20 protein-coding genes and 1 pseudogene are annotated in these 24,052 nt (G+C 68.7%); 13 read left to right on the top strand and 8 right to left on the bottom strand.

The window, feature by feature from the left end:
* Positions 1–5 precede the first annotated feature (5 nt).
* A complete protein-coding gene (gene rpmG, locus LGI35_RS24950) occupies positions 6–170 on the bottom strand; it encodes a 50S ribosomal protein L33 (RefSeq protein WP_227296576.1) in 165 nt (54 codons plus the stop codon).
* 117 nt (positions 171–287) lie between these two features.
* Here rpmG and rpmB point away from each other — a divergent pair, with 117 nt between their 5' ends.
* From rpmB to LGI35_RS24935, 3 genes are all read left to right on the top strand, one after another.
* Entirely contained in the window at positions 288–524 is a 237-nt protein-coding gene (gene rpmB, locus LGI35_RS24945; protein ID WP_227296575.1) for a 50S ribosomal protein L28, read from the top strand.
* Complete coding sequence (gene rpsN / locus LGI35_RS24940; protein WP_227296574.1) at positions 524–829, top strand: 30S ribosomal protein S14; 306 nt, start codon at positions 524–526, stop codon at positions 827–829. The genes rpmB and rpsN overlap by 1 nt, the downstream gene beginning before the upstream one ends.
* Before the next feature lie 75 nt (positions 830–904).
* Entirely contained in the window at positions 905–1,396 is a 492-nt protein-coding gene (locus LGI35_RS24935; RefSeq protein ID WP_227296573.1) for a hypothetical protein, read from the top strand.
* 99 nt (positions 1,397–1,495) lie between these two features.
* Here LGI35_RS24935 and LGI35_RS24930 read toward each other — a convergent pair whose 3' ends face one another.
* Complete coding sequence (locus tag LGI35_RS24930; protein ID WP_227296572.1) at positions 1,496–3,736, bottom strand: FUSC family protein; 2,241 nt, start codon at positions 3,734–3,736, stop codon at positions 1,496–1,498.
* 216 nt (positions 3,737–3,952) lie between these two features.
* On the bottom strand, positions 3,953–5,125 hold the full coding sequence (locus LGI35_RS24925) for a DUF2786 domain-containing protein (protein ID WP_227296571.1): 1,173 nt from the start codon (positions 5,123–5,125) through the stop codon (positions 3,953–3,955).
* A 242-nt stretch (positions 5,126–5,367) separates the two neighbouring features.
* Here LGI35_RS24925 and LGI35_RS24920 point away from each other — a divergent pair.
* The 6 genes and pseudogenes from LGI35_RS24920 to LGI35_RS24895 all read left to right on the top strand — a co-directional run.
* Positions 5,368–6,114: pseudogene (locus LGI35_RS24920) on the top strand (ABC transporter ATP-binding protein); the annotation flags it as partial.
* Between the two features lie 149 nt (positions 6,115–6,263).
* Positions 6,264–8,537 (top strand): ABC transporter permease, encoded by a 2,274-nt coding sequence (locus tag LGI35_RS24915; protein ID WP_227296570.1) that lies wholly within the window; start codon positions 6,264–6,266, stop codon positions 8,535–8,537.
* Between the two features lie 194 nt (positions 8,538–8,731).
* Positions 8,732–9,658, top strand: coding sequence for an NADP-dependent oxidoreductase (locus LGI35_RS24910; protein WP_227296569.1), 927 nt, complete (start codon positions 8,732–8,734; stop codon positions 9,656–9,658).
* A gap of 38 nt (positions 9,659–9,696) precedes the next feature.
* Positions 9,697–9,903 (top strand): hypothetical protein, encoded by a 207-nt coding sequence (locus tag LGI35_RS24905; protein WP_227296568.1) that lies wholly within the window; start codon positions 9,697–9,699, stop codon positions 9,901–9,903.
* 124 nt (positions 9,904–10,027) lie between these two features.
* Positions 10,028–10,867 (top strand): nitrilase-related carbon-nitrogen hydrolase, encoded by an 840-nt coding sequence (locus LGI35_RS24900; RefSeq protein WP_227296567.1) that lies wholly within the window; start codon positions 10,028–10,030, stop codon positions 10,865–10,867.
* Between the two features lie 94 nt (positions 10,868–10,961).
* The gene (locus LGI35_RS24895) at positions 10,962–12,653 is read left to right on the top strand and encodes a bifunctional 3'-5' exonuclease/DNA polymerase (protein WP_227296566.1); all 1,692 of its coding nucleotides are present in this window, start codon (positions 10,962–10,964) and stop codon (positions 12,651–12,653) included.
* Positions 12,654–12,853: 200 nt separating this feature from the next.
* Here LGI35_RS24895 and LGI35_RS24890 read toward each other — a convergent pair whose 3' ends face one another.
* From LGI35_RS24890 to LGI35_RS24880, 3 genes are all read right to left on the bottom strand, one after another.
* Complete coding sequence (locus tag LGI35_RS24890; RefSeq protein WP_227296565.1) at positions 12,854–14,128, bottom strand: hypothetical protein; 1,275 nt, start codon at positions 14,126–14,128, stop codon at positions 12,854–12,856.
* Between the two features lie 40 nt (positions 14,129–14,168).
* The gene (locus LGI35_RS24885; RefSeq protein WP_227296564.1) at positions 14,169–14,675 is read right to left on the bottom strand and encodes a SigE family RNA polymerase sigma factor; all 507 of its coding nucleotides are present in this window, start codon (positions 14,673–14,675) and stop codon (positions 14,169–14,171) included.
* A gap of 329 nt (positions 14,676–15,004) precedes the next feature.
* Positions 15,005–15,460: a carboxymuconolactone decarboxylase family protein gene (locus LGI35_RS24880; protein ID WP_423835776.1), complete on the bottom strand. Its 456-nt coding sequence runs from the start codon at positions 15,458–15,460 to the stop codon at positions 15,005–15,007.
* A 614-nt stretch (positions 15,461–16,074) separates the two neighbouring features.
* Here LGI35_RS24880 and LGI35_RS24875 point away from each other — a divergent pair.
* The 3 genes from LGI35_RS24875 (at position 16,075) to LGI35_RS24865 (ending at position 20,425) form a co-directional block, all read left to right on the top strand.
* Positions 16,075–16,527: a hypothetical protein gene (locus tag LGI35_RS24875; RefSeq protein ID WP_227296562.1), complete on the top strand. Its 453-nt coding sequence runs from the start codon at positions 16,075–16,077 to the stop codon at positions 16,525–16,527.
* Positions 16,528–16,542: 15 nt separating this feature from the next.
* Positions 16,543–19,089 (top strand): tetratricopeptide repeat protein, encoded by a 2,547-nt coding sequence (locus tag LGI35_RS24870; RefSeq protein ID WP_227296561.1) that lies wholly within the window; start codon positions 16,543–16,545, stop codon positions 19,087–19,089.
* A gap of 409 nt (positions 19,090–19,498) precedes the next feature.
* Positions 19,499–20,425, top strand: coding sequence for a hypothetical protein (locus tag LGI35_RS24865; protein WP_227296560.1), 927 nt, complete (start codon positions 19,499–19,501; stop codon positions 20,423–20,425).
* 182 nt (positions 20,426–20,607) lie between these two features.
* Here LGI35_RS24865 and LGI35_RS24860 read toward each other — a convergent pair whose 3' ends face one another.
* Positions 20,608–22,362: a DUF262 domain-containing protein gene (locus LGI35_RS24860; RefSeq protein WP_227296559.1), complete on the bottom strand. Its 1,755-nt coding sequence runs from the start codon at positions 22,360–22,362 to the stop codon at positions 20,608–20,610.
* A 175-nt stretch (positions 22,363–22,537) separates the two neighbouring features.
* Between LGI35_RS24860 and LGI35_RS24855 the strand changes: the two genes are divergently transcribed.
* Entirely contained in the window at positions 22,538–23,314 is a 777-nt protein-coding gene (locus tag LGI35_RS24855; RefSeq protein WP_227296558.1) for a hypothetical protein, read from the top strand.
* Positions 23,315–23,337: 23 nt separating this feature from the next.
* On the opposite strand, the gene LGI35_RS24850 is transcribed toward LGI35_RS24855, so the two are convergent.
* Positions 23,338–24,045, bottom strand: coding sequence for a creatininase family protein (locus tag LGI35_RS24850; protein ID WP_227296557.1), 708 nt, complete (start codon positions 24,043–24,045; stop codon positions 23,338–23,340).
* Between the last annotated feature and the right edge of the window lie 7 nt (positions 24,046–24,052).

Here is a 24,052-nt window from a genome sequence, read left to right as displayed (position 1 = left end):
GGGGCTCAGCGCTCCTCTCGGAAGTCGACGTGGTGGCCTGCGACCGGGTCGTACTTGCGCAGGGTCACGCGGTCGGGGTCGTTACGGCGGTTCTTGCGGGTGACGTAGGTGTAGCCCGTACCCGCGGTGGACCTGAGCTTGATCACTGGGCGGAGTTCGTTGCGTGCCATGTGGCTAGTATATGAAAATGAATCCCGTTTCCAAAATGATCCGGGTCACAGCTCCGGGTCACGGGCCACAGCCACAGCCACAGCCACAGCCACAGCCATCGAGAGAGGTACGTCGTCATGTCCGCGCACTGCATGCTGACCGGGGCCGCCCCCGGCTTCGGCAACCGCATCTCCCACTCCCACCGGCGCACGTCACGCCGCTTCGACCCCAACGTCCAGCGCAAGCGCTACTGGCTGCCGAGCGAGGGCCGGCACGTACGGCTGCGGCTGAGCGCCAGGGCGATCAGGACCGTCGACGCGATCGGCGTCGAGGCCGCCGTCGCCAGGATTCGTGCCCGTGGAGTGAGGATCTGATGGCCAGGAAGAGCAAGATCGCGAAGAATGAGAGGCGCCGGAGGGTCGTCGTGCGCTGCGCCGCGCGCCGGGCCGAGCTCAACGAGATCGTCCGCCGGCTGTCGTCCACCGAGCCCGAACGTGCCGCCGCACAAAGGGAATCGGCACGTCAGCCGAGGGACGCGAGCGCCACGCGCGTGCGCAACCACGACAATGTCGACGGCCGGCCGCGCGGGTACCTGCGCGTCTTCGGTCTCTCCAGGGTGAACCTGCGCGAGCAGGCGCACGCGGGCTTCCTGCCCGGACTGCGGAAGTCTTCCCGGTGACGTGAGGGGCGGCTGGTAGCTTGCTGCGGGCCGGGCCACGTACCGGCAGTCACATCCGCAACGTAGGGGGATCTTGTGCTCAAGCGCGTACGGATCGGTGCCGCCGCGGCGGGAGTTGCCGCGGCGCTCGTGATCACCGGATGCAGCAGCGACAGTGGCAACGGGGGCGATGGCGGCAAGCCCACGGAGACGCCGCAGGCCTCGGCGTCCACGGGGGCCGACACGGGTGGGTCCGGTTCCGGTTCCGGTGGGACGTCCGGCAGCCTTCAGGGGAGTTGGGTCACCACGTCCCAGGGCAAGAGCGTCGCCCTGCTCATCAGCGGCAAGAAGGTGGCCCTCGTCGGCGAGCACGTGTGCAGCGGGACCGCCGGCGACGAGATGGGCATGCAGATGTTCACCCTGAAGTGCGCCGACGGGAACACCGACCGGAACATGGGGCAGGTCAAGTCCGTCGACGCCACGACCCTGAAGGTGTCGTGGGAAGGCTTCGGGGACGACACGTTCCGCAAGACGGACAACGGGAAGCTGCCGTCGGGGTTCCCGACGATGGGGCTGCCCAAATCCTGACGCGGGGCTGACTCGGGGGACTCGGGCGACTCGGGCGGCTCTGTCGGCTCGGGCGACTCTGTCGGTTTTCTCGTCGCTTTTCCTCGTCGCTGCTCACCGTCATTGGGCCGCTCGATCCTCCGGACCCGGCGGCCCTTCGGGTTTCCGGGCGTCGGGGGCGGGCGGTGCGGTGGGTTTCTGATCGTCGAGGTCGGGCGAGTTGTCGGGCTTTCGCTCGTCCGGAGCGGACGGCTCGTCCGGAGCGGGCGGCTCGTCCGGCTTCAGGGTGATCGGGGGGACGTCGGTGTCGAGCGCGTCCGAGAGATCCTCCAGCGCCTCCAGGAGCAGGCCCGCGCCTCTGCGTACGACCCGGTCCGGTACGCCCTCGCCGTCCCAGTCCGCGAGAGCGTCCCGTACCGCCTGCCAGCGCGGCACCCGGCGTTCGCGCACCGCACGCGCGCCGTCCTCCGTGGCGGTGCGCAGTGCCTTCGCGAGGCGGGCGGCCGCCGGGACCGGGGTCGCGTCCCGTTCCGGCAGGTGCGCCTCCATCAGCATCTCGACCCGGCCGATGTGCCGCAGGGCGTGTTCGGCGTCGTCGGCCGCGGCGCGGGAGAGGCCGCGGTGGCGCACCGGTTCGGTCCGCGCCCTGGACGCGGCGTCCTGCCAGGCGAGTTCGGCCGCGCGTGCCACGAGCAGCGACTCGCGCACATCGGGCAGGTCCCCGCCGCCGGGCTCCGCGTAGCGGCCGATCACCGCGGCGCCGTACCGGCCGAGGGCGAGCAGCCAGTCCGCGAGCCGCGTGCGCAGCCGGGGCGTCTCCCAGGCCGGGTACACCGCGTACGCCAGCATCGCGAGGAGACCGCCGACGAGCGTGAGCACGACCCGCTCGGGGACCGTCTGGTCCCACGCCTCGCCGCCCATGCCGAGCAGGAACACGACGTACGCGGCGACGCAGGCCTGCGCGGCGAGCTGGCCCGTACGCATCACGAGGTACATCAGGCCCGCGCAGATCACGGCGAGCGTCGCGGAGAGCCCGGTGTCCGGGTGGGCGACCTGGACGAGCCCGGTGGCGAGGGCGACCCCGATGAGCGTGCCGCCGAAACGGGCCACCGCGCGCGAGTACGTCTGCGAGAAGTCGGGGCGCATGACCATGACGGCGGCCATCGGCGCCCAGTAACCGTGGCCGAAGGGGAGAGCGGTGCCGATGAGGTAGCCGACCGCCGCGACGGCCGACACCCGGATGGCGTGCCTGAGAATCGGCGACCCGCGGTACAGCTCCCTGCGCATCGCTCCCGCCGCGATGGGCAGCAGCCGGACGAAGGTGGGGCGGCTGAGCTGGGCGTTCTCGTTGCGGGGCTCGGGGTGCTGGGTGTCCGTCCGCGCGCCCGCGGTCTCCAGTACGTCCTTCAGGAGCGAGCCGAGGCGCGCCGCCGCTCGCTTCGCCGGGCCGGAGAGGATCGCCCCCGTGTCGGGGGTCTTGAACGTGGCGACCGCCGCCGGGGGCACCTTGACCGGCGCGCCGTGGCGGATCGCCCGCGCCGCCGCGTCCAGGATCGAGCCCGCCGCGCCCAGGAGTTCCAGGACGCGCTCGCGTTCGGGCCCCTCGTCCGGGACGCCGACCGCCGGGTCCGCGAGCGAGGCGAGGACCGGGCGGATGCGTTCGGCGATGCCGCGGGCGCCGCGCAGCTGGGCCGGGCGGGTGCGGGCCTGGCGCGGGGTGAGCGCGGCGGCGTTGCGCGCCAGCATCAGCGGTTCGCCGTCGAACGGGGCGACGGGGTCGTGGCGCAGCCGGCGCGCGTAGTCGGCCTCCGCGGCGAGCGCGTCGGCGAGGGCGTCGCGGTGCGCGCCCCATCTGCGTACCGGGAAGAGGATCACGAGGGCGGCCTGGACGAGACCGCCGAAGACCATCATCGCGGCGTGCCCGGCGGCGTTCGCGACCGACGTCGGCAGGGTGATCGTGACCAGCATCATCGCGACGTTCGACGACGCGATGATCCCGATCGTCGGGCCCGCCGCCCAGGACAGGCCCGCCAGGAACGTCCACAGGACCAGGAGTGCGAGGAAGAGGACGAGGTGGCCGCCGGTGAGGTAGCCGAGGAACGTCGAGACGCCGAGGCTCGCGCCGGACGCCACGGCCAGCTCGGGGCGGGGGCGCCAGCTGCGCTGGAACGTGGCGATCGCCGCCTGGAAGGCACCGAACGCGGAGCTCGCCGCGACCGCCGGACCGAAGAACGTGAGGCTGACCGTGATCACGATGGCCAGACCGGCGGCGCCACGCAGCGCGACCAGGGGTTCCAGGCGTTTCCGCTCGACACTCAGGCCCGAGCGGGTGGTGTCCTTCAGCGCCCGGAACCAACTCACTCCGTCAGGATACGGGCGAGTCAGACATATGGGTCGGGGTGGCGGTTCGGCTCACCGGGGTGTGCCGTCGGCGCGCATTCCGCAACGGGGGCGGAGTCCGTGGGGCGGGCGCGTTCCACAACGGGGGCGGAGTCCGTGGGGCGGGCGCGTTCCGCAACGGGGGCCCGGTCCGTGGCGTAATCGCCGGCACGGTCCGTGGGGCGGGCGCGGTTCAGCTCACCGGGGTGTGCCGCCGCCGCGTACCTCGGCGCGGTCCGAGACGCGGGCGCGGTCGGCGGCCGCCACGCCCTCCGCCCAGCCGGCGCCGTCGCTGACGCCCCGGACCCGGGTCGTCACGGTCTGCGGGAACATGTCGTCGGTCCGGCCGGCCACCGCGACATCGCGCGCCGCCAGGACCGGCAGCAGCCCGCCCTCCTGGCTCCGGCCGGTCACCTCCTCCGCCACCGCCGCGAGCCGGTCGCCTATGCGGTGCGCGTACGCGGCGAGGAACGCCTGCCTGAACGTCTTGGTCCGCTTACGTCCCCCAGCGCGCTGCTCGGCCTCGGCCCGCGTCATCGCCGCCGTGCCCTGCACCAGCAGCGAGGTATGAAGCAGCTCCACCGCCTCCAGGTCGGACTCGAAGCCGACGACCGTGGAGAAGCCGAAGCCGCTGTTCCACACCGCGCGGCAGCGGTTCGCCGACGCGACCGCGTCCAGGAGGGCCGCCTTCGCCGTCTCGTACGGGGCGTCCACGCCGATCCGGCACGCGACAGGCGTGTCCTTCGCGTGCGTCCGGGCCGCGAGAAGCGCCGCGTCGACGCTGTGCCTGGTCATCAGCTCCTGCGCCTTCGCCGCCAGCGCCTCGGCCTCCGGCGGGTAGGCGGTCGCCTCGGCCTTGGCGAGCAGCGCGCGGATCCGGGCGAGCTCGCGCGGCTCCCCCGCGACGGGCCGCGCCACGGACTCGCCCGGCACGGGCCCCACGGCCTCGATCGGCGGGAGCCGCAGGAGCAGGCGGTACAGCTCCAGGACGGCGGTCGCGTACGAGAAGCGGTCCAGACGCGGACCCCCACCAGCATGCGTGCCCTGTGGCAGGTCGGTGAGCTGTGCGTCCCAGCGCGGGGGCAGGTACTCGTAACGCGCGGTCTCGGCTCGGATCAGGCGGGCCGCGATGTGTCCGTGCGGTACCTCTTCGAGGTCGCGTACGACGATGCGCATGACGTCGGCGGGCTGCCAGCCGCGCTCCCAGGCCCGGCGTATGAACTCCTGCCCCCGCAAGGCGAGTTCGGTGTCGGCGGACGGGGCGGCGGCGAGCAAGGACGCGCCCGTGTCGAGCCCGGCCTCCGCACCCTCCCCGTACAGGGCGGCGGCGAAGGCCTGCTCGACCGTGGTCCGCGTCGTACGTTCCGTCATGCGGGGGCGCCGCCTCCTTGCCTGTCTGGTCTGCCGCGCGGTCCGCCGTGCGGCTTGCCATGCCGCCCGGTGCGGGGATTGCCGCGCGGCTGCCATGCCGCCCGGCGCGGGGGTTGCCGCGCGGTCTGCCGTGTCTTCTCTTCCATGGTCTCAGGCGGAAACGGAGGGGTAGGGCTGGCCATACCCCCGGAACGCCCCCCAGTGGTCGTGTTCGCGGGGCGTCGCGGCGGTTGGGTTGAGGCATGACCACACCTGCTGTGCGGCTCACCGCCGTACGTCGCGAGTACCGCGGCGTCACCGCCCTCGACGGGGTCGACCTCGACTTCCTCGCCGGGACCTTCACCGCCGTGATGGGCCCCTCCGGGTCCGGGAAGTCGACGTTGCTCCAGTGCGCCGCGGGCCTGGACCGTCCGACGTCGGGCACCGTCACCGTCGCCGGGACCGACCTCACCGGACTCGGCGAACGGGCGCTCACCCTCCTGCGCCGGGACCGGATCGGTTTCGTGTTCCAGTCCTTCAACCTGCTGCCGTCGCTCACTGCCGCACAGAACGTGGCGCTCCCCCTGCGGCTCGCCGGCCGGCGACCCTCGCGCGCGGAGGTGCGCGAGGCGCTGGGCCGCGTAGGCCTCGCCGAGCGCGCGGGGCATCGCCCTTCACAGCTGTCCGGCGGCCAGCAGCAGCGGGTGGCCCTGGCCCGCGCCCTGATCACCCGGCCGGCCGTCCTCTTCGGCGACGAGCCGACGGGCGCCCTCGACACGACGACCGGCCGCCAAGTCCTCACTCTGCTGAGGGAGTTGGTCGACCGAGAGGGTCAGACGACGGTGATGGTGACGCACGACCCGGTGGCCGCGGCCCGCGCGGACCGGGTGGTGTTCCTGGTCGACGGGAGGGTCGTGGACGAGCTCCTGACACCGGACGCGGAGACGGTCGCGGCCCGGATGACGGGGCTTGAGGGGGGTTCGGGAGGCTCAGGGGGCTCGGGAGGCCCGGAGGGCTCGGGAGGTTCTAGGGGTTCGGAAGCGGGTGGGGGTGCAGGTACGAGCGTAGGTGCGGGTACGAGCGTGGGTGCGGGTGACATGTCCGCCGCCGCTCGCACCCTGGCCGGCGGCGGCGACGCGCCCGGCAAGGGGGTCGGCGCATGCTGACCACCCTCACCTGCGCCTGGGCAAACCTGCGGACGCGCCGGCATCTCTTCGCGGGGGCGTTCGTCGCCGTCGCGCTCGGGGTGGCCCTGGTCGCGAGCATGGGGCTGGGGCTCGCGGCGGCCGCCGACCCGCCTGTGGGCAAGCCTCAGCGGTTCGCCGCACAACCCGTCGTGGTCATGCCACACGACACCCTGACTGTCGAGGTCGACCGTGGCCCGCACCGCGCTCACGACTCGAAAAGGATTCCCCATCCACAGCCTGTGGACAAAGAACTGCTGCGCGAGCTGACCGAGCTGGGCACCGTCCACCGTGATCATCTCGCGCCGGACGCGGTCGGCGTCGACGCCTCGGCCGCCGCCGTACGCGAGCTGGTCGGCGACCGGGCGCAGGTCCTGACCGGCGCCGCACGGCGCCTGGCCGACCCGGGCGCGGAGCGCGACGTGCAGGCGGTCGTCGCGGTGCGGGCGATGCTGGGCACGGCCGGCGGAGTCTCCGCGTTCGTCGCCGTCTTCGTCACGGCGTCGACGTTCGCGTTCGTGGTCGCCCTGCGCAGGCGGGAGTTCGGGCTGCTGCGGCTCGCGGGCGCCACTCCGGGACGCGTACGACGTCAGCTCTTCACCGAGGCCCTCGCCGTGGGGGTCGCGGCGAGCGCCACGGGCTGTGTCCTCGGCTCCTGGGGCGCTCCACTGCTCGCCCGGGCGCTGATCGACAACGGCATCGCGCCCCCGTGGTTCACGGTGAGCGGCACCGGCACACCACAGTCGACCTCTGGGACGTCCTGGACCTCCTGGACCTCCTGGGGCTCTTGGTCCTACTGGACCTCATGGCCGTTTCAACTCGCCTTCTGGACCGGCCTGTTCGTGGCGGTCGCGGGAGCATGGGCCGCGTCGCGGCGCGCCGGACGGATCGGCCCGATGGAAGCGCTGCGGGACGCCGACGTGGACACGGACGCCATGCCGTGGAGCCGCCGGATCGTCGGCGCGGCGCTCCTCGCCCTGGGACTCGGCCTGACGGTCCACACCCTCTGGACCGACCCGTCGGCTCTCCTGAAGCGCAAGACGTACACCACCCAGCCGATGATCCTCATCACCGCGGCGGCCGCACTCGCCCCGCTCCTTGTCCGCCCGGTGCTGCGGCTGATCCGGCTGCCGGGAGCCATCGGTCTCCTCGTCCGCGAGAACGCCGCCGCCTCCGTCCGACGCACGGCCGCGGTCGCCGCACCCGTACTGGTGACAGTGGCACTCGCGGGCTCCCTGATGGGCTCGGCGGAGTCGGTGAGCGCGGCGAAGTCACAGGAGGCGAACGAGCAGTCCAACGCCCAACTCATCGCCACGGGCCACCACTTGAGTCTCACCCGGCGGCCGGTGCCAGGTGTGGCGACCGTGTCTCCGTCCGCCTCCACCGCGGTCTTCGTACGGGAGGAGGGCACCAGCCTCGTCCGCTCCGAGGCGCGAGCCGTGAGCGACCCCGCGGCCCTCGCCGCGACCAGCCGGCTCCCCGTCGTCTCCGGCGACCTACGCCACCTCGACGACCGCTCCATCGTCGTCAACGAGGAGTGGGAACACCACCGCGTCGGCGACCGTCTGACCGTCTGGCTCGGCGACGGCCGCCGCACCACACTCCGGATCGCGGCCGTCCTGGCGCGCGGCACCGGCGACAACGGCGCGTACGTCACCATGGCCAACGCCGGCGCGGCGCCGGTCGACCGGATCGACGTACGCCTGACACCGGACGCCTCGCCCGCGACGGTGACGGACGCGCTGCGAGCGGCCACGTCCGGGCACGACGTGCGCGTACGCACCGCAGCCGCCTGGCTCGACGCCACCCACCCCAGGGTCAAACCCCAGACCCGGCAAGGGATGTTGCTGCTCCTGGGCATCGCCCTCACCTATACGGCGATCTCGCTCGCCGGAACACAGTTGATGGCCGCATCCGTACGCGACGGGGAACTGCGCGCCCTGCGTCGGGCGGGGGCCACCCGGGCGCAGGTCAGGTGGATGCTCGCCGGCGAGGCGCTGGTCGCGGTCACGGCGGGCACGGCCCTCGGACTGGCCGTCACCGCGCTCAACCTGGGCGGACTCGCGGCCGCCCTCGGCCTCCTCTCGCCGGAGTCTGGCGCGGGGGCGGGGGCGAGAGCGGGGCTTGAGGCGGGGGTCGTGATGCCGTGGGGCGTCGTCGGTTCGGCCGTGGGCGTGTGCGCGGTGGTCGCTGTGGGGGCGGGGGTACTCGGCGCGGGATGGGGGCGCCGGAATCGTGTGGGTGGGTGAGGGACGGGGTGAGAGGGCGCGGGTGCGACTGGGGGCGGGTGGTGACCGCCTCGGGCGGGTGGTGACCGCCTCGGGCGGGTGGCCTTTCGGGCAGGCCGAACTGTTCGAAGGGCGGGGCAGCCCTCCCCCGGCGACGATCGACTCTGGAGAACGTAACGCTGGAGAACGTAGGAGAACGAGAGGCAGGCACCGGCATGGAAGCCATCGTTTTCGAGGAGTTCGGCGGACCCGAGGTACTGCGCTTCAAGGACGACCTCGCGGAGCCGCACGCGGGACCCGGCCAGGTCCGGGTGAAGGTCGCCGCCGTCGGGGTCAACCCCATCGAGTACAAGATCAGAAACGGCTGGATGGAGCAGGTCTTCCCCACCGCCCTGCCTGCCGTACCCGGCAACGAGTTCGCCGGGACCGTCGACGAGGTCGGCGAGGGCGTCACCGGCCTCTCCATCGGCGACGAAGTCCTCGGCTGGACCGAGACCGGCGCCTACGCGGCCTATGCCCTGGCCCAGGCCTCCGCCGTCGCCCCACGGCCCACCGGGCTCGAACCCGCCGAGGCGGCGGCCCTCCCCATCGCCGGCGAGACGGCCCAGCGCGTACTCGCCCTGCTCGGCGTACGCAGCGGCGAGACGCTGCTGATCCACGGCGCCGCGGGCGCCGTCGGCTCCATGGGCGTACAGCTGGCCGTGGCACTCGGCGCGACGGTGATCGGCACGGCCTCCCCCGCCAACCACGAGTACCTGCGCTCCATCGGCGCCGTCCCCGTCGCGTACGGGGACGGGCTTGTGGAACGGGTGCGCGCGGTGGCCCCACAGGGAGTGGACGCGGTGTTCGACGCGGCGGGCAAGGGCGCGCTGGCGGACTCGGTCGAACTGCGCGGCGGCACGCCGGACCGGGTCGTCACCATCGCCGACCCCGACGCGGCCAAATACAACGTGGCCTTCGCGTCCGGCGGCAGCGACCGCGCCAAGGCCCGCGAGGGCCTCACCCACCAGGCCGCACTCGCCGCGAACGGCAAGCTCCACATCTCGATCGCCGACACGTTCCCCCTCCGCGACGCGGCCAAGGCACAGACCCTGAGCGAGTCGGGCCACGTGCGGGGCAAGCTGGTGCTTCTGGTGGGGTGACACGACCGGCGGCGCTCCCTGTGGTCCAAGCAGTCCTGGTGGGCCAAGTGGTCCTGGTGGGCCAAGTGGTCGTGGTGGGCCAAATGGTCGTGGTGGGCCAAATGGTCGTGGTGGGCCAAATGGTGCTGGCGGCCCAGGCGGGCCAAGCGGCCTCGGTGACCCCGGCGACACTGGCGGTCGCGGCGACACTGATGGTCCCGGTGACACTGGTGGCCCCGGCGACAACGGTGGCCCTGATGGGGTGAGGCCTCCCGGCTGCCCGACCGGCGCACCCGCCCCAGCCGCCCCACGGGGACCCTGCCTCCGCCAACCGGGCCACCGCGCGTCGCTGCGGATGCCGACTCCGCCGGACGCTGCGACGCTCGGAGGATGAGAGTGGCGCTTGCGCAGACCGACTGTGTGCTCGGCGACGTGGACGCGAATCTGGCCGTCGCCCAGGAGCAGACCGAGCAGGCGGCGGCCCAGGGCGCCGACCTCGTCGTGTTCCCCGAACTGAGCCTGCACGGCTATCACCTCGGCGCCCTGCACCAGGACGCCTCCCTCCCGGTGACGGACCCGCGACTGGCCGCAATCTCGACGCTCGGCGCGGACGTCGTGATCGGCCTGCACGAACACACCAGCCTGCGCGCCTACAACACCTCCGCCTACTACACGAATGGCCAACTCCTCCACTCCCACCGCAAGTTGTACCTGCCGAACTACCTGGCCTGGGAAGAGCGCAAGCACGTCAGCCCCGGCCAGCATCTGCGCGCGTACGACCTGCCGCACGGGCACGGCCGCGCGGCGACCCTCGTGTGCAACGACGCCTGGCAGCCGGTCCTGCCGTGGCTCGCCGTGCAGGACGGCGCGGAGGTCGTCATCGTCCCCGCGAACAGCGCGGCGACACTCGACCCGGAGGCCATGGACACGGGCCTGTACTGGGACACGCTCCTCGCCTACACCGCGAAGATGCTCCAGTGCTGGGTCGTCTTCGTGAACCGCGTCGGCAACGAACACGGCGCCTCCTTCTGGGGCGGCTCGCGCGTGGTCGACCCACGCGGGACGGTCGTGGCCCAGGCCCCCAAGTGGGAACCGGCACTGGTGACAGTCGACATCGACCTCCACGAGGCCCGCCGGCAACGCAGAACCGTCCCCCTCGTCGCGGAGGCCCGTCTCGGCCTGATCGACCGGGAGGTCCGCCGCCTGATCGACGAGGGCGGCGACAGCTGACCCACACCCAGACCCACACCCAGGCCCGCACCCAGGCCCGAGCGTGCTCCCGACGCCCCCGGCGCTGTCAGTGCCGGGTGCAAGACTCACCGGCATGACCGAGAAGTGGGCCATCGCGGCCACCGAGGACGGCGGAGCCCAGCTCGCGCCGCTCGGTGCCGACGGCACACCCGCCGCCCCGGTCCGCCAGGAGCCCAGCCTCGCGGAAGCGGTCCGCTCCCGTCCTGACGTCACACGCTGGATCTGGCGATCGACAGCGGCCGTCTACCCCAGCCTGCTCGCCGCGGGCCTCCGCGTGCCGCGCTGCTACGACATCGAGGACGCCGAGACCCTCCTCCTCGGTCACGCCGGCCGCTTCGGGGACCCCCGCTCCGCGGCCGCCGCCCTGGCCAGAATCCGCGGGACGGCCGTCCCCCCGGACCCCCCGCAACGCGCCGCGACCCCCGGCTCCCAGTCCTCCCTCTTCGAACCCCAACCCGTTCATGTCCCCCTCGAAGACCTCATAGAGGTGTACGCCGATCAGCAGCGCCGCCACGACGCCACCGCCCACCCGGGCCGGATGCGGCTGCTCACCGCCGCCGAGTCCGCCGCCATGCTCGTAGCGGCCGAGATGAACGCGGCGGGTCTCCCCTGGAGCGCCGACGTGCACCGCTCCGTACTGCACGAACTGCTCGGCGAGCGCTACGCGGGCGGTGGCGAACCGCGTCGCCTCGCCGAACTGGCCGACGAGGTGTCCGAGGCCTTCGGCCGCCGCGTACGCCCCGATCTGCCCGCCGACGTGGTGAAGGCGTTCGCCCAGGCCGGCGTGAAGATCACGTCCACGCGCCGCTGGGAGATCGAGTCGATCGACCATCCCGCGGTGCGGCCCCTGATCGAGTACAAGAAGCTGTACCGGATCTACACCGCACACGGTTGGTCCTGGCTCCAGGACTGGGTCCGCGACGGCCGTTTCCGACCCGAGTACCTGCCGGGCGGCACCGTCTCGGGTCGCTGGGTCACCAATGGCGGCGGCGCACTCCAGATCCCCAAGGTCATCCGGCGTGCCGTCGTCGCCGACCCGGGCTGGCGGCTCGTCGTCGCCGACGCGGACCAGATGGAACCCCGAGTCCTCGCCGCCATCTCCCGCGACCCCGGCCTGATGGAGGTCGCCGGGCGGGAGACCGACCTCTACCAGTCCGTCTCCGACCGGGCCTTCTCCGGCGACCGCGCCAAGGCGAAACTGGCGGTGCTCGGCGCGGTGTACGGCCAGACGTCAGGTGACGGACTCAAGAACCTCGCCGCCCTCCGCCGCCGCTTCCCGCAAGCCGTCGCCTACGTCGACGACGCGGCCCGCGCGGGCGAGGAGGGCCGCCTCGTGCGGACCTGGCTCGGCCGCACCTGCCCACCGGTCGCCGGCGCCGGCGACCAGGAGGAAGCAGGCATCCCCCAGGACGACCCGATGCCCGAACAGACCTCGGGAGGAACCGAGTTCACCCCCGGCTACGCCTCCTCGAACTCCCGCGCCCGCGGCCGCTTCGCCCGCAACTTCGTCGTCCAGGGCAGCGCCGCCGACTGGGCCGACCTGATGCTCGCCGCCCTGCGCCAGTCCTGCACCGGGATGGCGGCGGAACTGGTCTTCTTCCAGCACGACGAGGTGATCGTGCACTGCCCGGAAGAGGAAGCGGAAGCAGTGACAGCGGCGATCCGCGAGGCCGCAGAGCTGGCCGGCCACCTCACGTTCGGCGACACCCCGGTGCACTTCCCTTTCACCACCGCAGTGGTGAAGTGCTACGCCGACGCGAAGTGACGTCCGTCAACAGACCCGCTCACGGCCCACTAGAGCCCACAGCCGACGACCGCCGATTGCCGGTCACCATCACCGGTCACCAATCTCTGCTCAGCACATACTGCTCACCGGTCACCGGTCACCGGCCCGAGCCCCGAGCCCCGAGCCCCGAGCCCCGAGCCCCGAGCCCCGAGCCCCGAGCAAAGCGTGTCCCCGGCGCCTTACCCCCGCCACTTCCCACTCGTGGCTATCGCCTTGAGCTGTGTCATGGTCAGCGCGGGCGTGGTCCTCGTGGCCGCGGTGTTCTGCGCGCCCGAGTTGAACGCCGATATCACCACGCGGAACCCGTCCTTGCGAATCGTGTCCACGGTCCACATCACCACGCCCGGGACACCCTTGTCGCCGGGCCCCTGACGCGTGACGACCTTTGTGCCGTCGGGCAGGGTCTGCGCGCCGGAGCCGGAGAGCTCACCCTCCACATCCGACATGTTCGACTGCACATTGATCTGGACGAGGCTCGCCCCCTTGCCGTCGTTCACCACGACGTACGCGAAGCCGTCGTTGCCCTGGCGGGTCGTCACCTTGGCACTCTTCGGCAGCAGCGAGGTGAGGTTCTTGAGGATGTTGTCGCCGCTGGCGGCCTGCGGGACCGGCTGCTGCACGGGCTCGTCCTGCGGCTTCGGCAGCGCCCGCAGTATCGGACGCCACTCCTTGGAGGTGACCAGAGCTTTCAACTGTGCGGTGCTGAGCGGCGGTTCGTCCCGGGAGACGGGTTCGTCCTTCTCCGCCGGCGCGTTCCATTCGCTGGCATCGACGGTGTAGCCCTCCGGCGTCACCACGTACGCGTGCCACCACTTGGTGTCCGCGCGCTTGTCCGGGTACTCGTAACCCTGCAGGAGCAGTAGCCGGGAGCCGTCGGCCAGCGTCTTGCTCGAGCAGGAGTCGTACGGCGTGTAGATCTTCTCGGGGCAGGCCAGCTGCTCCTCGACCCCCGTGCCCTCAGGGTCGACCCGGCCCAGACTCACGCCGATCGCCGCCTTGCCCTTGCCGTCGTCGAAGACGACCGAGGCGAGGGGCCCGAGCCCGTCCTCCGTACCCCGGCCGGACTCGCTGCTGAACTTGCCTTCGGGCAGCAGCCCTTCGAGGGTCTTGATCAGATGGCTGGCGGAGAACTGCGGCCCCTCGCCCGGCGTGCTCGTCTTCCCCCGCGTCGTACTGCCCGGCTCGGGCTGCGCGGCCACCGGGCTGCCGTGCCCGGCCTCGGCCCCGAAGGCCCCGGCTGCGTAGGACGCGCCGAATCCGACCGCGGCGAGCGCGGCGAAGCTCCCGGTGACCGTCGCCGCCCGCCGACGCCGCAGCCTGCGTCGGCCGCGCGCCATGCCACCGTCGACCAGCGGCCCACCCGTGACATTGAACGTCTCACCGGTTATCCGCAAGGCCTCCCCGAGGCCCCCCATGAAGGCTTCCTGGTCACGGTCCTCGTCTGTTCCTGGCATACCGAACCACCACTCCTCACACCGAATCGGGTCAAGCTCATTACGCGGCGAACTCGGCCACACTGCCGCCCAGTTGTTCCCGCAGCCGCGCCAGCGCCCGCGTGCTGCGCGTACGCACCGCCGCCGAGCTGACGTTCAGAATCTCCGCGGTCTCCATCACGGATCGGTCCTCCCAGTACCGCAGCACGATCACCGCCCGATCCTTCGGCGGCAGCTGCCGCAACGCGTCGAGAAGAGTGATCCGCAGCGAGGCATCGCCCGGCGGAATGTCCGAGATCTCCGGAAGCTCGTCGCTGGGCCGCTCCTGCGCGGAACGCCGCCGCTGGTGCGCGAGAAAGGCACGTATGAGCACGGTCTGGGCGTACGCCGCCGGGTTCCCGACCCGTGACGACCGCCCCCACACCACGTACATCCGCCCCAGCGTCTCCTGCACCAGATCCTCGGCGAAGTGCGTGTCACCGCTGGTCAACAGGCATGCCGAACGGAACAGGTGTCCTGTCCGGGCCTCCGCGAACTCCCGGAACCCGCTCTCCTTGGACCGCCTCATCAGGCGCCCTCCCCCTCATCGCCCCACACCTTTCAGATGCGGTGAGGCGGACGGGATGTTTCAACGACGCCGCGATCCTGCGAGAGCCTGCGGCGCGTACTCTACGACCGCCGCAAGATACGACGAGGCCCGATCCGCCCACCCACCTCAAGCCGAGGCGAGCGAACCGGACCGGGCCGCGACGTGCCGTGCCGTGCCGTCCAACCGAGTCAGAACTCGCGGACCGAACCCTGAGCCCACGCGCCTGAACTCACCCAGCTGAACTCATCTGACGGAGCCAGGAATCACGCAATGACGAAGCGTGCCAAGACGGACCGCGGCAGCCCGTGCTACCAACTCGCGCCCGCCGGCTGCCGCGTGGTCACGCTGAACCGGTTGAAGAGATTGGTGACGCCGATCATGAGCGTCAGCGCCGCGAGCCCGCGCTCGTCGTAGTGACGGGCAGCCTCGTCCCAGACGGCGTCCGGCACCGGGTCCGGAGAGTCGGCGAGCCGGGTCGCCGACTCGGCAAGGGCCAGCGCGGCCCGCTCGGCGTCGGTGAAGTACGGGGCCTCACGCCACGCGGCGACGGCGAACAGCCGGTCGTCGCGCTCCCCGCCCTTACGCGCACTGCGCACACCGGCGTCGACGCAGTAACTGCACCCGTTGATCTGACTGGCCCGCAGGTGCACCAGTTCGAGCGTGCTCTCGGGTACACCGCCCTCACGAGTGGCCTTGAGGAGCGCCAGCACGGGCTGCGTAACGCCGGGAATCAGCTGGGCCGGGTTCTGTATGCGCGCCTGGATAGTCATGCCTTTCCCTCCGTCAGCTCTGTCTCTCTGCCTTCGATGACCTGACGGATCCCGACACAGGAGTGTGACGACCTGAACGAAGAGTCTTCCTTCGGCCCGGCGGCGGCCGGGACCACCACACGCGACCGTGCCCCGCTCCGCCCTGCGGCGAGGCGCCGGGCAATGCCATACAGAAAAGCCCTCCGCGATCTTCATCCCGCGGAGGGCCACCACACCAGAACAAGCAAAAGCCCCAGGTCACGGCGAGTGAGTCCTGGGGCTTCCACAGAGCCGCCTTCGGGATTCGAACCCGAGACCTACGCATTACGAGTTGTCGGATCTTGGTCTGGGGGCATCCGCGCAAGTCCAGGAGACGGGCTTCGAACCTGCTCATAGCCCTAGTCGCAGCTCTGCGGACGCCGAGGGACGCGTCCGGATCACAGGCGGTTTGAGACCACGATTGAGACCACACTCGCCTACGTTCCGCAGTGGACCCCAGGACACCCCATCGTGCGGATCGCGCGGCTGGTGCCTTCTCGGCTGCAGACGTCGTGGCAGGTGGGCGCGGGGTTGATGTTTCGGCTGATTACGTGCCGGGTCTCGTCCTACGCTGGGCATCTTGTCCGTTGATGAGTGGGGGTGTTGTCGTGTTGGCCGAGGGACTGATCGCGGTGGCGGCGGCCGGTGGCGGGGCGATCGTGCAGGCGGCGGGGACGGACGCGTGGGCCGGGATCCGCAGCGGTGTCGCTCGAATCCTCGGTCGCGGCGAGGCAGGGCGGGAGCAGGCCGAGCTTGAGCGACTCGACCAGACCCAGGCCGAGCTGGAGTCGGCGGGTGACGGCACGGAGTCGGAACGGGTCCAGACCGTTCTGGTAACTCGCTGGCAGACCCGTCTGGAGATGCTTCTTGAGCAGCTTCCAGACGAGGAGCGTCAGCAGGTGGCAGCCGAGTTGCAGACTCTGGTCCAGCAGGCCCAGGCTCAGGCCCCGGTGCAGAGCACACACAACGACTTCAGCAACGCGACGTTCACCGACAGCCAGGTTCTCGGCAGCGGCACGCAGAACAACACGATCAACCGGTAGCAACGGGCGGCAGACATGGGGGCCAAGAAGACATCCGGCAAGCGCAAGAGCGGCGGGAAGAAGGGCAAGCGTCCCGGACAGGAACAACGAACCGGCACCAGTTTCGCGGGGGCATCGTTCGAGCGCAGTCAGCTTCTGGGCAGCGGGACGCAGAACACGAAGATCAACGTTCAGGCGTATGCGGCGGTGCCGACCGCGCTGAACTCTCTACCGGGACTGCCGCAGGAGTTCACCGGCCGCGAGGACGAGATCACCAAGATCCTGTCCATACTCGTCCCTGGGACCGGTTCGGGTGCGGCTCTCGGGTCGGTGGCGGGTCTGCCAGGCGTGGGAAAGACCACCCTCGCTCATGCCGTGGGGCATGCCGCACTCGACAAGGGCTGGTTCACGGGTGTGCAGGTGGTGAACCTGCGCGGCTACGACGCGACCCCTGTCCCGCCGGAGGACGCCCTAGAGGCGCTGCTGCGGGCCCTTGGCGTCGCGGCGGAGCACATCCCGCCCACGCTGGACGAGCGGGAGGGGCTCTACCGGTCCCAACTCGACGCCCATGCACGTGAGGGGCAGCGGGTTCTGATCCTTGCGGACAACGCCTCGACCTCGGAGCAGGTCCGGCCGCTGCTGCCAGCCCGCCACCACGCAGTGCTCGTGACCTCCCGGCACGCCCTGCCCGGACTCGGCGCCCGCCAGTTCAATCTGCACCCTCTCCAGCCGGATGCCTCCGTCGACCTGCTGCGCCAGCGGCTGGAAGTTGCCAACCCCGACGACCGGCGGGTCGAGAACGAGCCTGCAGCCGCGGAGGAACTCGCCGCGCTCTGCGGCTATTTGCCTCTGGCGCTGCAGATCGCCGCCGCTATCCTCGCCGACGACCCTGACGAACCGCTTTCCGAGCGGGTGCGGATGCTCACCGACGCCGGCACCCGTCTCGGCGGTCTCGACGACGGCGAACGCAACCTGCGTGCCGTCTTCGATGAATGCCTCACCAGGCTCTCCCCTCAGGAAGCTGACCTCTATCGTCTCCTTGGGCTCCACCCCGGCCCGGACATCTCCACCCCTGCCGCCGCGGCCCTCACCGGCCAGCCCGCGCACAAGATCACCCCGATGCTGCGACAGCTCGTCCGAGCACGCCTGCTCACCCAGAACAGCCGGGCGCGCGACCGCTGGTCCATGCACGATCTCCTGCGCGTCCACGCCCAGGAACAGGCTCGCATCGCCATGGATCGTGACCGAGTTCCCCGCCGCCGTTACGAACAAGCCCGCACCCGGCTGACCGACCACTACGTCCGCCACGCGGAAGCAGCTGATACCCATCTTCAGCCGCCCTACGGGGCAGCGTCAGCTCTGTTCGCCGGACGCCAGCAGGCGCTGGCGTGGTTCGACGCGGAACGTGAGAATCTCCTCGCCACCATCCACACCCACGCCCGTACGCAGACGGCCCTGGACCTCGGATTTGCCCTCGGCCACTACTTGCCATGGCGACGGCGGCTTCAGGATCACTTGACCGTCCGCGCTCATGCGCTCGAAGCTTGCCAGGCACTCGGTGACACTTTGAATCTAGCCGGCGCGTTGGCCAACTTCGGCAGCGCACTCAGAGACCTCAAGCGCCACACCGAAGCACTCGCCGCCCACCAAACCGCCCTCGACCTCCACCTGCAGACCGACGACGCTCACGGCCAAGCCGTCGCCTGGAACGGCCTCGGCAGCGCACTCGGAGCGCTCAACCGCCACACCGAAGCACTCGCCGCCCACCAAACCGCCCTCGACCTCGACCTGCAGACCGACGACGCTCACGGCCAAGCCGTCGCCTGGAACGGCCTCGGCATCTCACTCGGAGCGCTCAAGCGCCACACCGAAGCACTCGCCGCCCACCAAACCGCCCTCGCCCTCAACCAGCAGACCGACAACACCAACGGCCAAGCTGCCTCCTGGAGCAACCTCGGCGCCGCACTCAGAGACCTTAAGCGCCACACCGAAGCACTCGCCGCCCACCAAACCGCCCTCGACCTCCGCCAGCAGACCGACGACGCTCACGGCCAAGCCATGGCCTGGAACGGCCTCGGCAGCACACTCGGAGCGCTCAAGCGCCACACCGAAGCACTCGCCGCCCACCAAACCGCCCTCGACCTCCACCAGCAGACCAACGACGCTCACGGCCAAGCCGTCGCCTGGAACGGCCTCGGCATCGCGCTCAGAGACCTTAAGCGCCACACCGAAGCACTCGCCGCCCACCAAACCGCCCTCGACCTCCACCAGCAGACCAACGACGCTCACGGCCAAGCCGTCGCCTGGAACAACATTGGTGCCGCTTGCCGAGACCTCGAGCGATACCCTGAGGCGATCGCAGCTGGGGAGAGAGCAGTTGGGATGCTGGCCGAGGAAGAAGACTGGGCGCTTAGCGGAGAGGCGTGGGCCGAGTTCGCCACTAGCCTGAACGCATCCGGCGCCGAAACGCCCCGGGTTCGGGAAGCGTGGGAACAGTCCGCCACCGCCTACATTCGCGCCGGCGACGACGAAGCAGCAGCCACATCCCGCGCGAATGCCGAGAACCCACCACCAGGCACCTAAGTAGACGCAGCGGAGCCCCCTCCTCGACCCGCGAGGCAGGGGTCCACGCACGCTCACTCATTGGGCTACGGTCGCCACTCCTCGCGGTAGCCGGGGATCGCCCGAGGTGGCTCGGTCGGCAGATTTACAGCGGACCGGTCCGTGAACGGCTGACCTGGAGAAGTCCACGGCTGAAGGTCTCCGGGGGGACATGTGGGGGAATCCGCCCCGCCCCGGAGCACTTGGCGACGCCTGATGTCGTCAGCACCGCGCGCTCCCCAGGGCGCCTGTCTTGAGTTATGGAGGCGTTGCCGTCATACGCGGGCACCGAGAAGCTCAGCGCGCGGGGTACCGCGCCGCGCCAGCCTGATCCGGACTGGCGCATCGGAACCCGCTGCACGGCGTTCGTGTCTCACGCCATGATCTCCCCATGGACGTTGCAGGTATCAGCGCTATCGCTGCGGCAAGTGCGGCCGCTATCGGAGTTCCCGCCGCCCTACTTGTCGGACGATGGCAGTTAAAAGGGGCACTTGCCCAAGCGGAACAGACGGGCATCGCGGGCGTGGCTGCGGCTCAGGAGGCGGCGCGCGCAGGAATCGCTCAGGCGGAATCGTCCTACAGAGCTGCCCTGGATGCCGTGCAGGCTCAGGCCAATAGCACGCGAGAGCAGTGGGTGAGAGGCGTCCAGCGAGATGCTTATGCCGCTTTCCTCGTCGCCACGTCGCAGGTCAGAGACGCATCCGACCGGATGCAGCACGAGTACGGGATCAGCGAAGGGGCAACCCCCAACCATGCGCAGAACAGAGCTGACTTGCGTCAAGCGATGATCTCGCTGCGGAACGCAAAGGCCGTTGTCTACCTTGAGTCCGACCCGTTCATGCGGGACCTGAGCTACCAGTTCTCCCTGATAACCGAGCTTGTCTCAGGATGCCTAGAGTCAAAGGTCGAGATGCAGGAGGCGGAGTACGCGCTGGGGCGCCTGTGCGAACCGAATCCATCGGACTCCACACTGAGGGAAACTGCGGAGACCTTTCGAGACTCTCTTCGAGAGCTATATCAGGAAGTTGTGACACGTTCCCCTGACGGGGATCCACGACAGGGCTCAGCCGGGCTGGCATCCGAAATCTTGACAGCTTTGGATCGCGTTCACGCATCGCGCAACCAGCTACCTGAAAGTTTCCCCCTACCACAAAGTCAGCTAGAAGCCCTTGAGAGGGTTGCCTTTAATGGTCAGGTTCAAATGTCCAAACAAATCGAATCGTGGAGATCACAGCAGGACGAATACGAAAAATTGTTCATCCGGGCAGCACGTATGGAACTAGGGCATATGGACGACGAGGACAACGTAGACGAGTAGTGACGCGGTTCGTAGCCCGGGCTCAGGGCGCGAGCACCTGGCAGCCGAAATGGCCGGCAAGCACTCGCGCTCCGCCGAACGCGACCAGGCCCTACGGACACTCGTCGAGCACCAGCGCACTGCCGGCCTGACACCACCGCGTATTGGAGTGAGCCGACGCAGAAGCCCAGCGGCCTAGCCCTCTACTCGCCCAACTTGCTTGGCCACACATTGAGAGCAATGCGCGCAAGGCGCTCTTGCCGTTCAACGATCCCATCGGTCCGCCATTTCGATGTGCCACCATCCCACAGAGAATCCACTTGAGTGCGTGACGAAACAAGGAGCGCCGAAGCACCGTAGACGTGATCCTTCTCCGGGAAGGGACGGCTAGACACAGTCGCGTTACGCCTACCCGTCAGCAGGGTCAAATTACCGAGGCGATTAACCCACGCATCATGGTCTTCCAACCTGTACCCGGCCTCAGGGTTCAGCGGGTAGATGTTCTCAACATGAACCTTGCCGCTCCCCAGCACCACTTCTTCATGGATTCCCGCATCATCCCTCAGCGACTTCTCAATCTTCGCCAGCAAATAACGCGATTGCGCCTGCTTGGGAATGGAAGCTTCTCGGAATCCCGTAAAGAACGCCTCGTCATCTGGAATCCAGCCGACTACCCTCTTGACGGCACCCGACAGGGGACCACCGCGAGACAGTTCTTTAGCTACGCCAAATAGGTTCTCTTCCAGAAGCGTGGACTCTCGCGTGCCCACAACCGTCCAGCGGACATAGTAGCTAATCGCCGCATCGATTAGCCCTTGCATGTCGTCGTAAGCAGCCCCTTCCGAGGCCGAGAGCAAAAGCGGGTACAGGGCATCCGCACTAAGAGCCTTAATCTCGGACAGCGAAGCATCAAATTCCGAGTTTCCAGTATTTTGAGAGATCAGTTCAGCGTACCTAGCTGCCGCCTTTTCGAGCTCGGCAGAGAAAGCGCCGACGCCGTACGTTTGCGGACGCCTGTCAAAGTGCGCCGTAAGATCCCTGCGGATCGTGATGTACAGGCTGTGCGACTTCACGTCGCCATGCTTCGACACCCAAAAATGGCGGAGGAACTTTTCAATGTCTTCCCTTCGGTCGAAGTCGTCCAGCAGGGAGCGCCACGCGTTATTGACGCGCTCCTTCTCATCGTCTCCTCGACTCTTCTCCATCAAGAAGTTCCGGACGAGATCTACCGTGGAAAGGTCCTTACCGCGTGAGTTGATCGTCTCGAATACCTCATTGGCGTCACTGGACGTCGGGGTCTGAATCTCGACGAAAACGAGCCCATAGATGAGGCACTCTCGAAGCGCGTCCAGGTAATCGAGCCTATCTTCATCGTCAGCGAAGAACTGCAAACGCGCCTTCACCTTGGCGTACAGGTTCGCATAAGCATCCTTGATCAGATTATGCGACGGGCGCGTCGCGGCCTCCATGCGAGCGCATTCCCCTGTGATCTCACTCCATTTTTGGATGTAGTCTCGAAAAAAGTCCCGGTCGAACAACGAGAGCACCAGGAAATATTCCATCGGGTCTTTACGCCCAGACTTTCTGGCGATGTAGTCCCTCTGAATATTATTCGCACTGAGCTTGGCCTCGGGGGCATTCGTTTGCCAGAGAATGTCTCGGATAACCGCCAGGAGGATCGTTGAGGTGGTTAGCCTCTGCTGCCCATCCAAAAGAGCCCTGCCTGACACTTTCTCAGCCGTGATTGTCACTACAGGACCAATGAAATATTCAGAGGCGGACTCTTTTCCGCTATCCTTACCCTCCTTGAATTTTTCAATGTCATCCCAGTAGACGTCAACCTCTTTCTTCGTCCACGAATACTGGCGCTGACTGTCATCCGGGACCGTAACGACGGGGTTGTTCGCCCCGATGAGCTGGCCGAGATTCTGGCGTGCCGCTTGCTTGATGATGGCCATAAGAAACCCCCTGATCGACCTTTGCGACTGATCGTACCGTTTGCACCCTAGGCGCATCTCAAGATCTCAGACATCGACTGAAGTCTTGATTCCTCTCGCCCGGATCATGATAGATTCCTCCCTAATTGAGGTGAATCTTGGCTGCAGTCAAAGCAGCACGAACAGGGGAGGGGTCATGGCTGCCTCAATCGAAAACACTGCCGCTCATAATCTGCACGCAATCCTTAGCGGGGTTCGCCAATCCAGCGCCGACAGCTACGTCTCTGGCTGGACTGATGCGCTGGGTGTCGAATGGGATACACCTGAGTTCGCGCGCAGGCATGCCGAGGTGGTAAATCTCCTCCAACTCACCATGCGCCAAATTGGCGCTTTGCCTGAGCGAGCACGCCAACGGACCGAACGCTACACATATGACTGGTGGGTTGCAGTAATGCAGCCTCTGGCAAACTGGTCGGATGGCGGGCGCCGCTCCATCTCCATCATTGAGCAGGACCGCCTTGACCATCTAGAGTCCACAGCTGAACTCATTACTGCTCACCTCGGCGGAAGTGCCGCGGCTCCGCTTAGTAGCAATCTCACAGATTTGGCCACTCAATGCCAGGAGTGGCTTGACATCCTCAGCTCGATGGATGAGAGCGAAATCAGTTCAGCTTTGCGCAGTGAACTAATCTCGCAAATACAACACCTATCCTGGTTGATCGAGCATGCCGACTTGTTCGGGGGTGCGCGAGTAGCTCAAGAAGCCAGTGGTGTACTTGGATCGCTAACTCAGGCCGCCACGACACTCACGGCGCAACCAGAGACCGGGAAGCGTTGGAGGAGCGGCATCGTGGCACTCCTAGCTGCTTGCACTGTCTTTAGTTCGGCTGCTTCGGGCGTGCAAGGTGCAATTGAAGCGGGGACTGGGCTCGCAAAGGAGATTACAGAGGTGGTTCAAGACATTCAGGAGTAGTCTCTCCACCTCTCAGGGAACTCCTACTCCCCAAGCGCTTGCAAGTGAGCGCCAAAATCTCCGACTAGGCTTGCCAATACGGCTTTCCCCTTGCTGGCCGTCGCGTACGACGGAAATCCGATGACCCCAGTCTCCGTGTACGCCTTCATGCCGTGCGTCAGCAAGAACAGGCGCTCGCCGCCATCGTGGTCCGCGGTCTCGTAGCCCTCGCGCACGAGGCCCGGTTCCGCGTGGAGCAGGATCGACGTCTCGATCTCCCCCGCGTGCATGTCACCGTGAGCGTCAGAAACGAGGCCGGCGCGCTCACGGGACCGGGTCCACTCGCGCCCCTGCGGGAAGAGCGTCATCCGCGGCTCGGTGAGGTTGGCTTCCTGGACGATGTTCGACAGCACGTAGTTGCCGCCGTGGGCGTTGACCAGTACGAGCTTGCGGATCCCGGAGGCTTCGAGCGACGCGGCGATGTCGTTGACCATGGCGTGGAGCGTCCGAGCGCTGATGCTCACCGTGCCGGCCCAGGTCCCGTGTTCGTGGCTGCACGCGATTGTCACGGGCGGGAGCTGAAGCACCGGGTAGGCGGCCGCAATCTCGCGGGCGATGATGCATGCGATGGCCGTGTCTGTGATGAGTGGCAGGTAGGCGCCGTGCTGCTCGTACGAACCGATCGGAAGAATGGCGACTCGCGGTTCCTGTTCCTGGACGTCAGTGGTGGTGATCGCGGGAAGCAGGTTCACGGCTCTC

The sequence above is a fragment of the Streptomyces longhuiensis genome, from assembly GCF_020616555.1.
Classification (GTDB): domain Bacteria; phylum Actinomycetota; class Actinomycetes; order Streptomycetales; family Streptomycetaceae; genus Streptomyces; species Streptomyces longhuiensis.
This window is presented reverse-complemented; position numbering and strand designations above follow the sequence as displayed.

Excerpts from the sequence above, each read along its gene's own strand:
- rpmG (WP_227296576.1), bottom strand. The coding sequence starts at position 170 with ATGGCACGCAACGAACTCCGCCCAGTGATCAAGCTCAGGTCCACCGCG.
- rpmB (WP_227296575.1), top strand. The coding sequence starts at position 288 with ATGTCCGCGCACTGCATGCTGACCGGGGCCGCCCCCGGCTTCGGCAAC.
- rpsN (WP_227296574.1), top strand. The coding sequence starts at position 524 with ATGGCCAGGAAGAGCAAGATCGCGAAGAATGAGAGGCGCCGGAGGGTC.
- LGI35_RS24925 (WP_227296571.1), bottom strand. The coding sequence starts at position 5,125 with ATGACGGAACGTACGACGCGGACCACGGTCGAGCAGGCCTTCGCCGCC.
- LGI35_RS24915 (WP_227296570.1), top strand. The coding sequence starts at position 6,264 with ATGCTGACCACCCTCACCTGCGCCTGGGCAAACCTGCGGACGCGCCGG.
- LGI35_RS24910 (WP_227296569.1), top strand. The coding sequence starts at position 8,732 with ATGGAAGCCATCGTTTTCGAGGAGTTCGGCGGACCCGAGGTACTGCGC.
- LGI35_RS24900 (WP_227296567.1), top strand. The coding sequence starts at position 10,028 with ATGAGAGTGGCGCTTGCGCAGACCGACTGTGTGCTCGGCGACGTGGAC.
- LGI35_RS24895 (WP_227296566.1), top strand. The coding sequence starts at position 10,962 with ATGACCGAGAAGTGGGCCATCGCGGCCACCGAGGACGGCGGAGCCCAG.
- LGI35_RS24890 (WP_227296565.1), bottom strand. The coding sequence starts at position 14,128 with ATGCCAGGAACAGACGAGGACCGTGACCAGGAAGCCTTCATGGGGGGC.
- LGI35_RS24885 (WP_227296564.1), bottom strand. The coding sequence starts at position 14,675 with ATGAGGCGGTCCAAGGAGAGCGGGTTCCGGGAGTTCGCGGAGGCCCGG.
- LGI35_RS24875 (WP_227296562.1), top strand. The coding sequence starts at position 16,075 with ATGAGTGGGGGTGTTGTCGTGTTGGCCGAGGGACTGATCGCGGTGGCG.
- LGI35_RS24870 (WP_227296561.1), top strand. The coding sequence starts at position 16,543 with ATGGGGGCCAAGAAGACATCCGGCAAGCGCAAGAGCGGCGGGAAGAAG.
- LGI35_RS24865 (WP_227296560.1), top strand. The coding sequence starts at position 19,499 with ATGGACGTTGCAGGTATCAGCGCTATCGCTGCGGCAAGTGCGGCCGCT.
- LGI35_RS24860 (WP_227296559.1), bottom strand. The coding sequence starts at position 22,362 with ATGGCCATCATCAAGCAAGCGGCACGCCAGAATCTCGGCCAGCTCATC.
- LGI35_RS24855 (WP_227296558.1), top strand. The coding sequence starts at position 22,538 with ATGGCTGCCTCAATCGAAAACACTGCCGCTCATAATCTGCACGCAATC.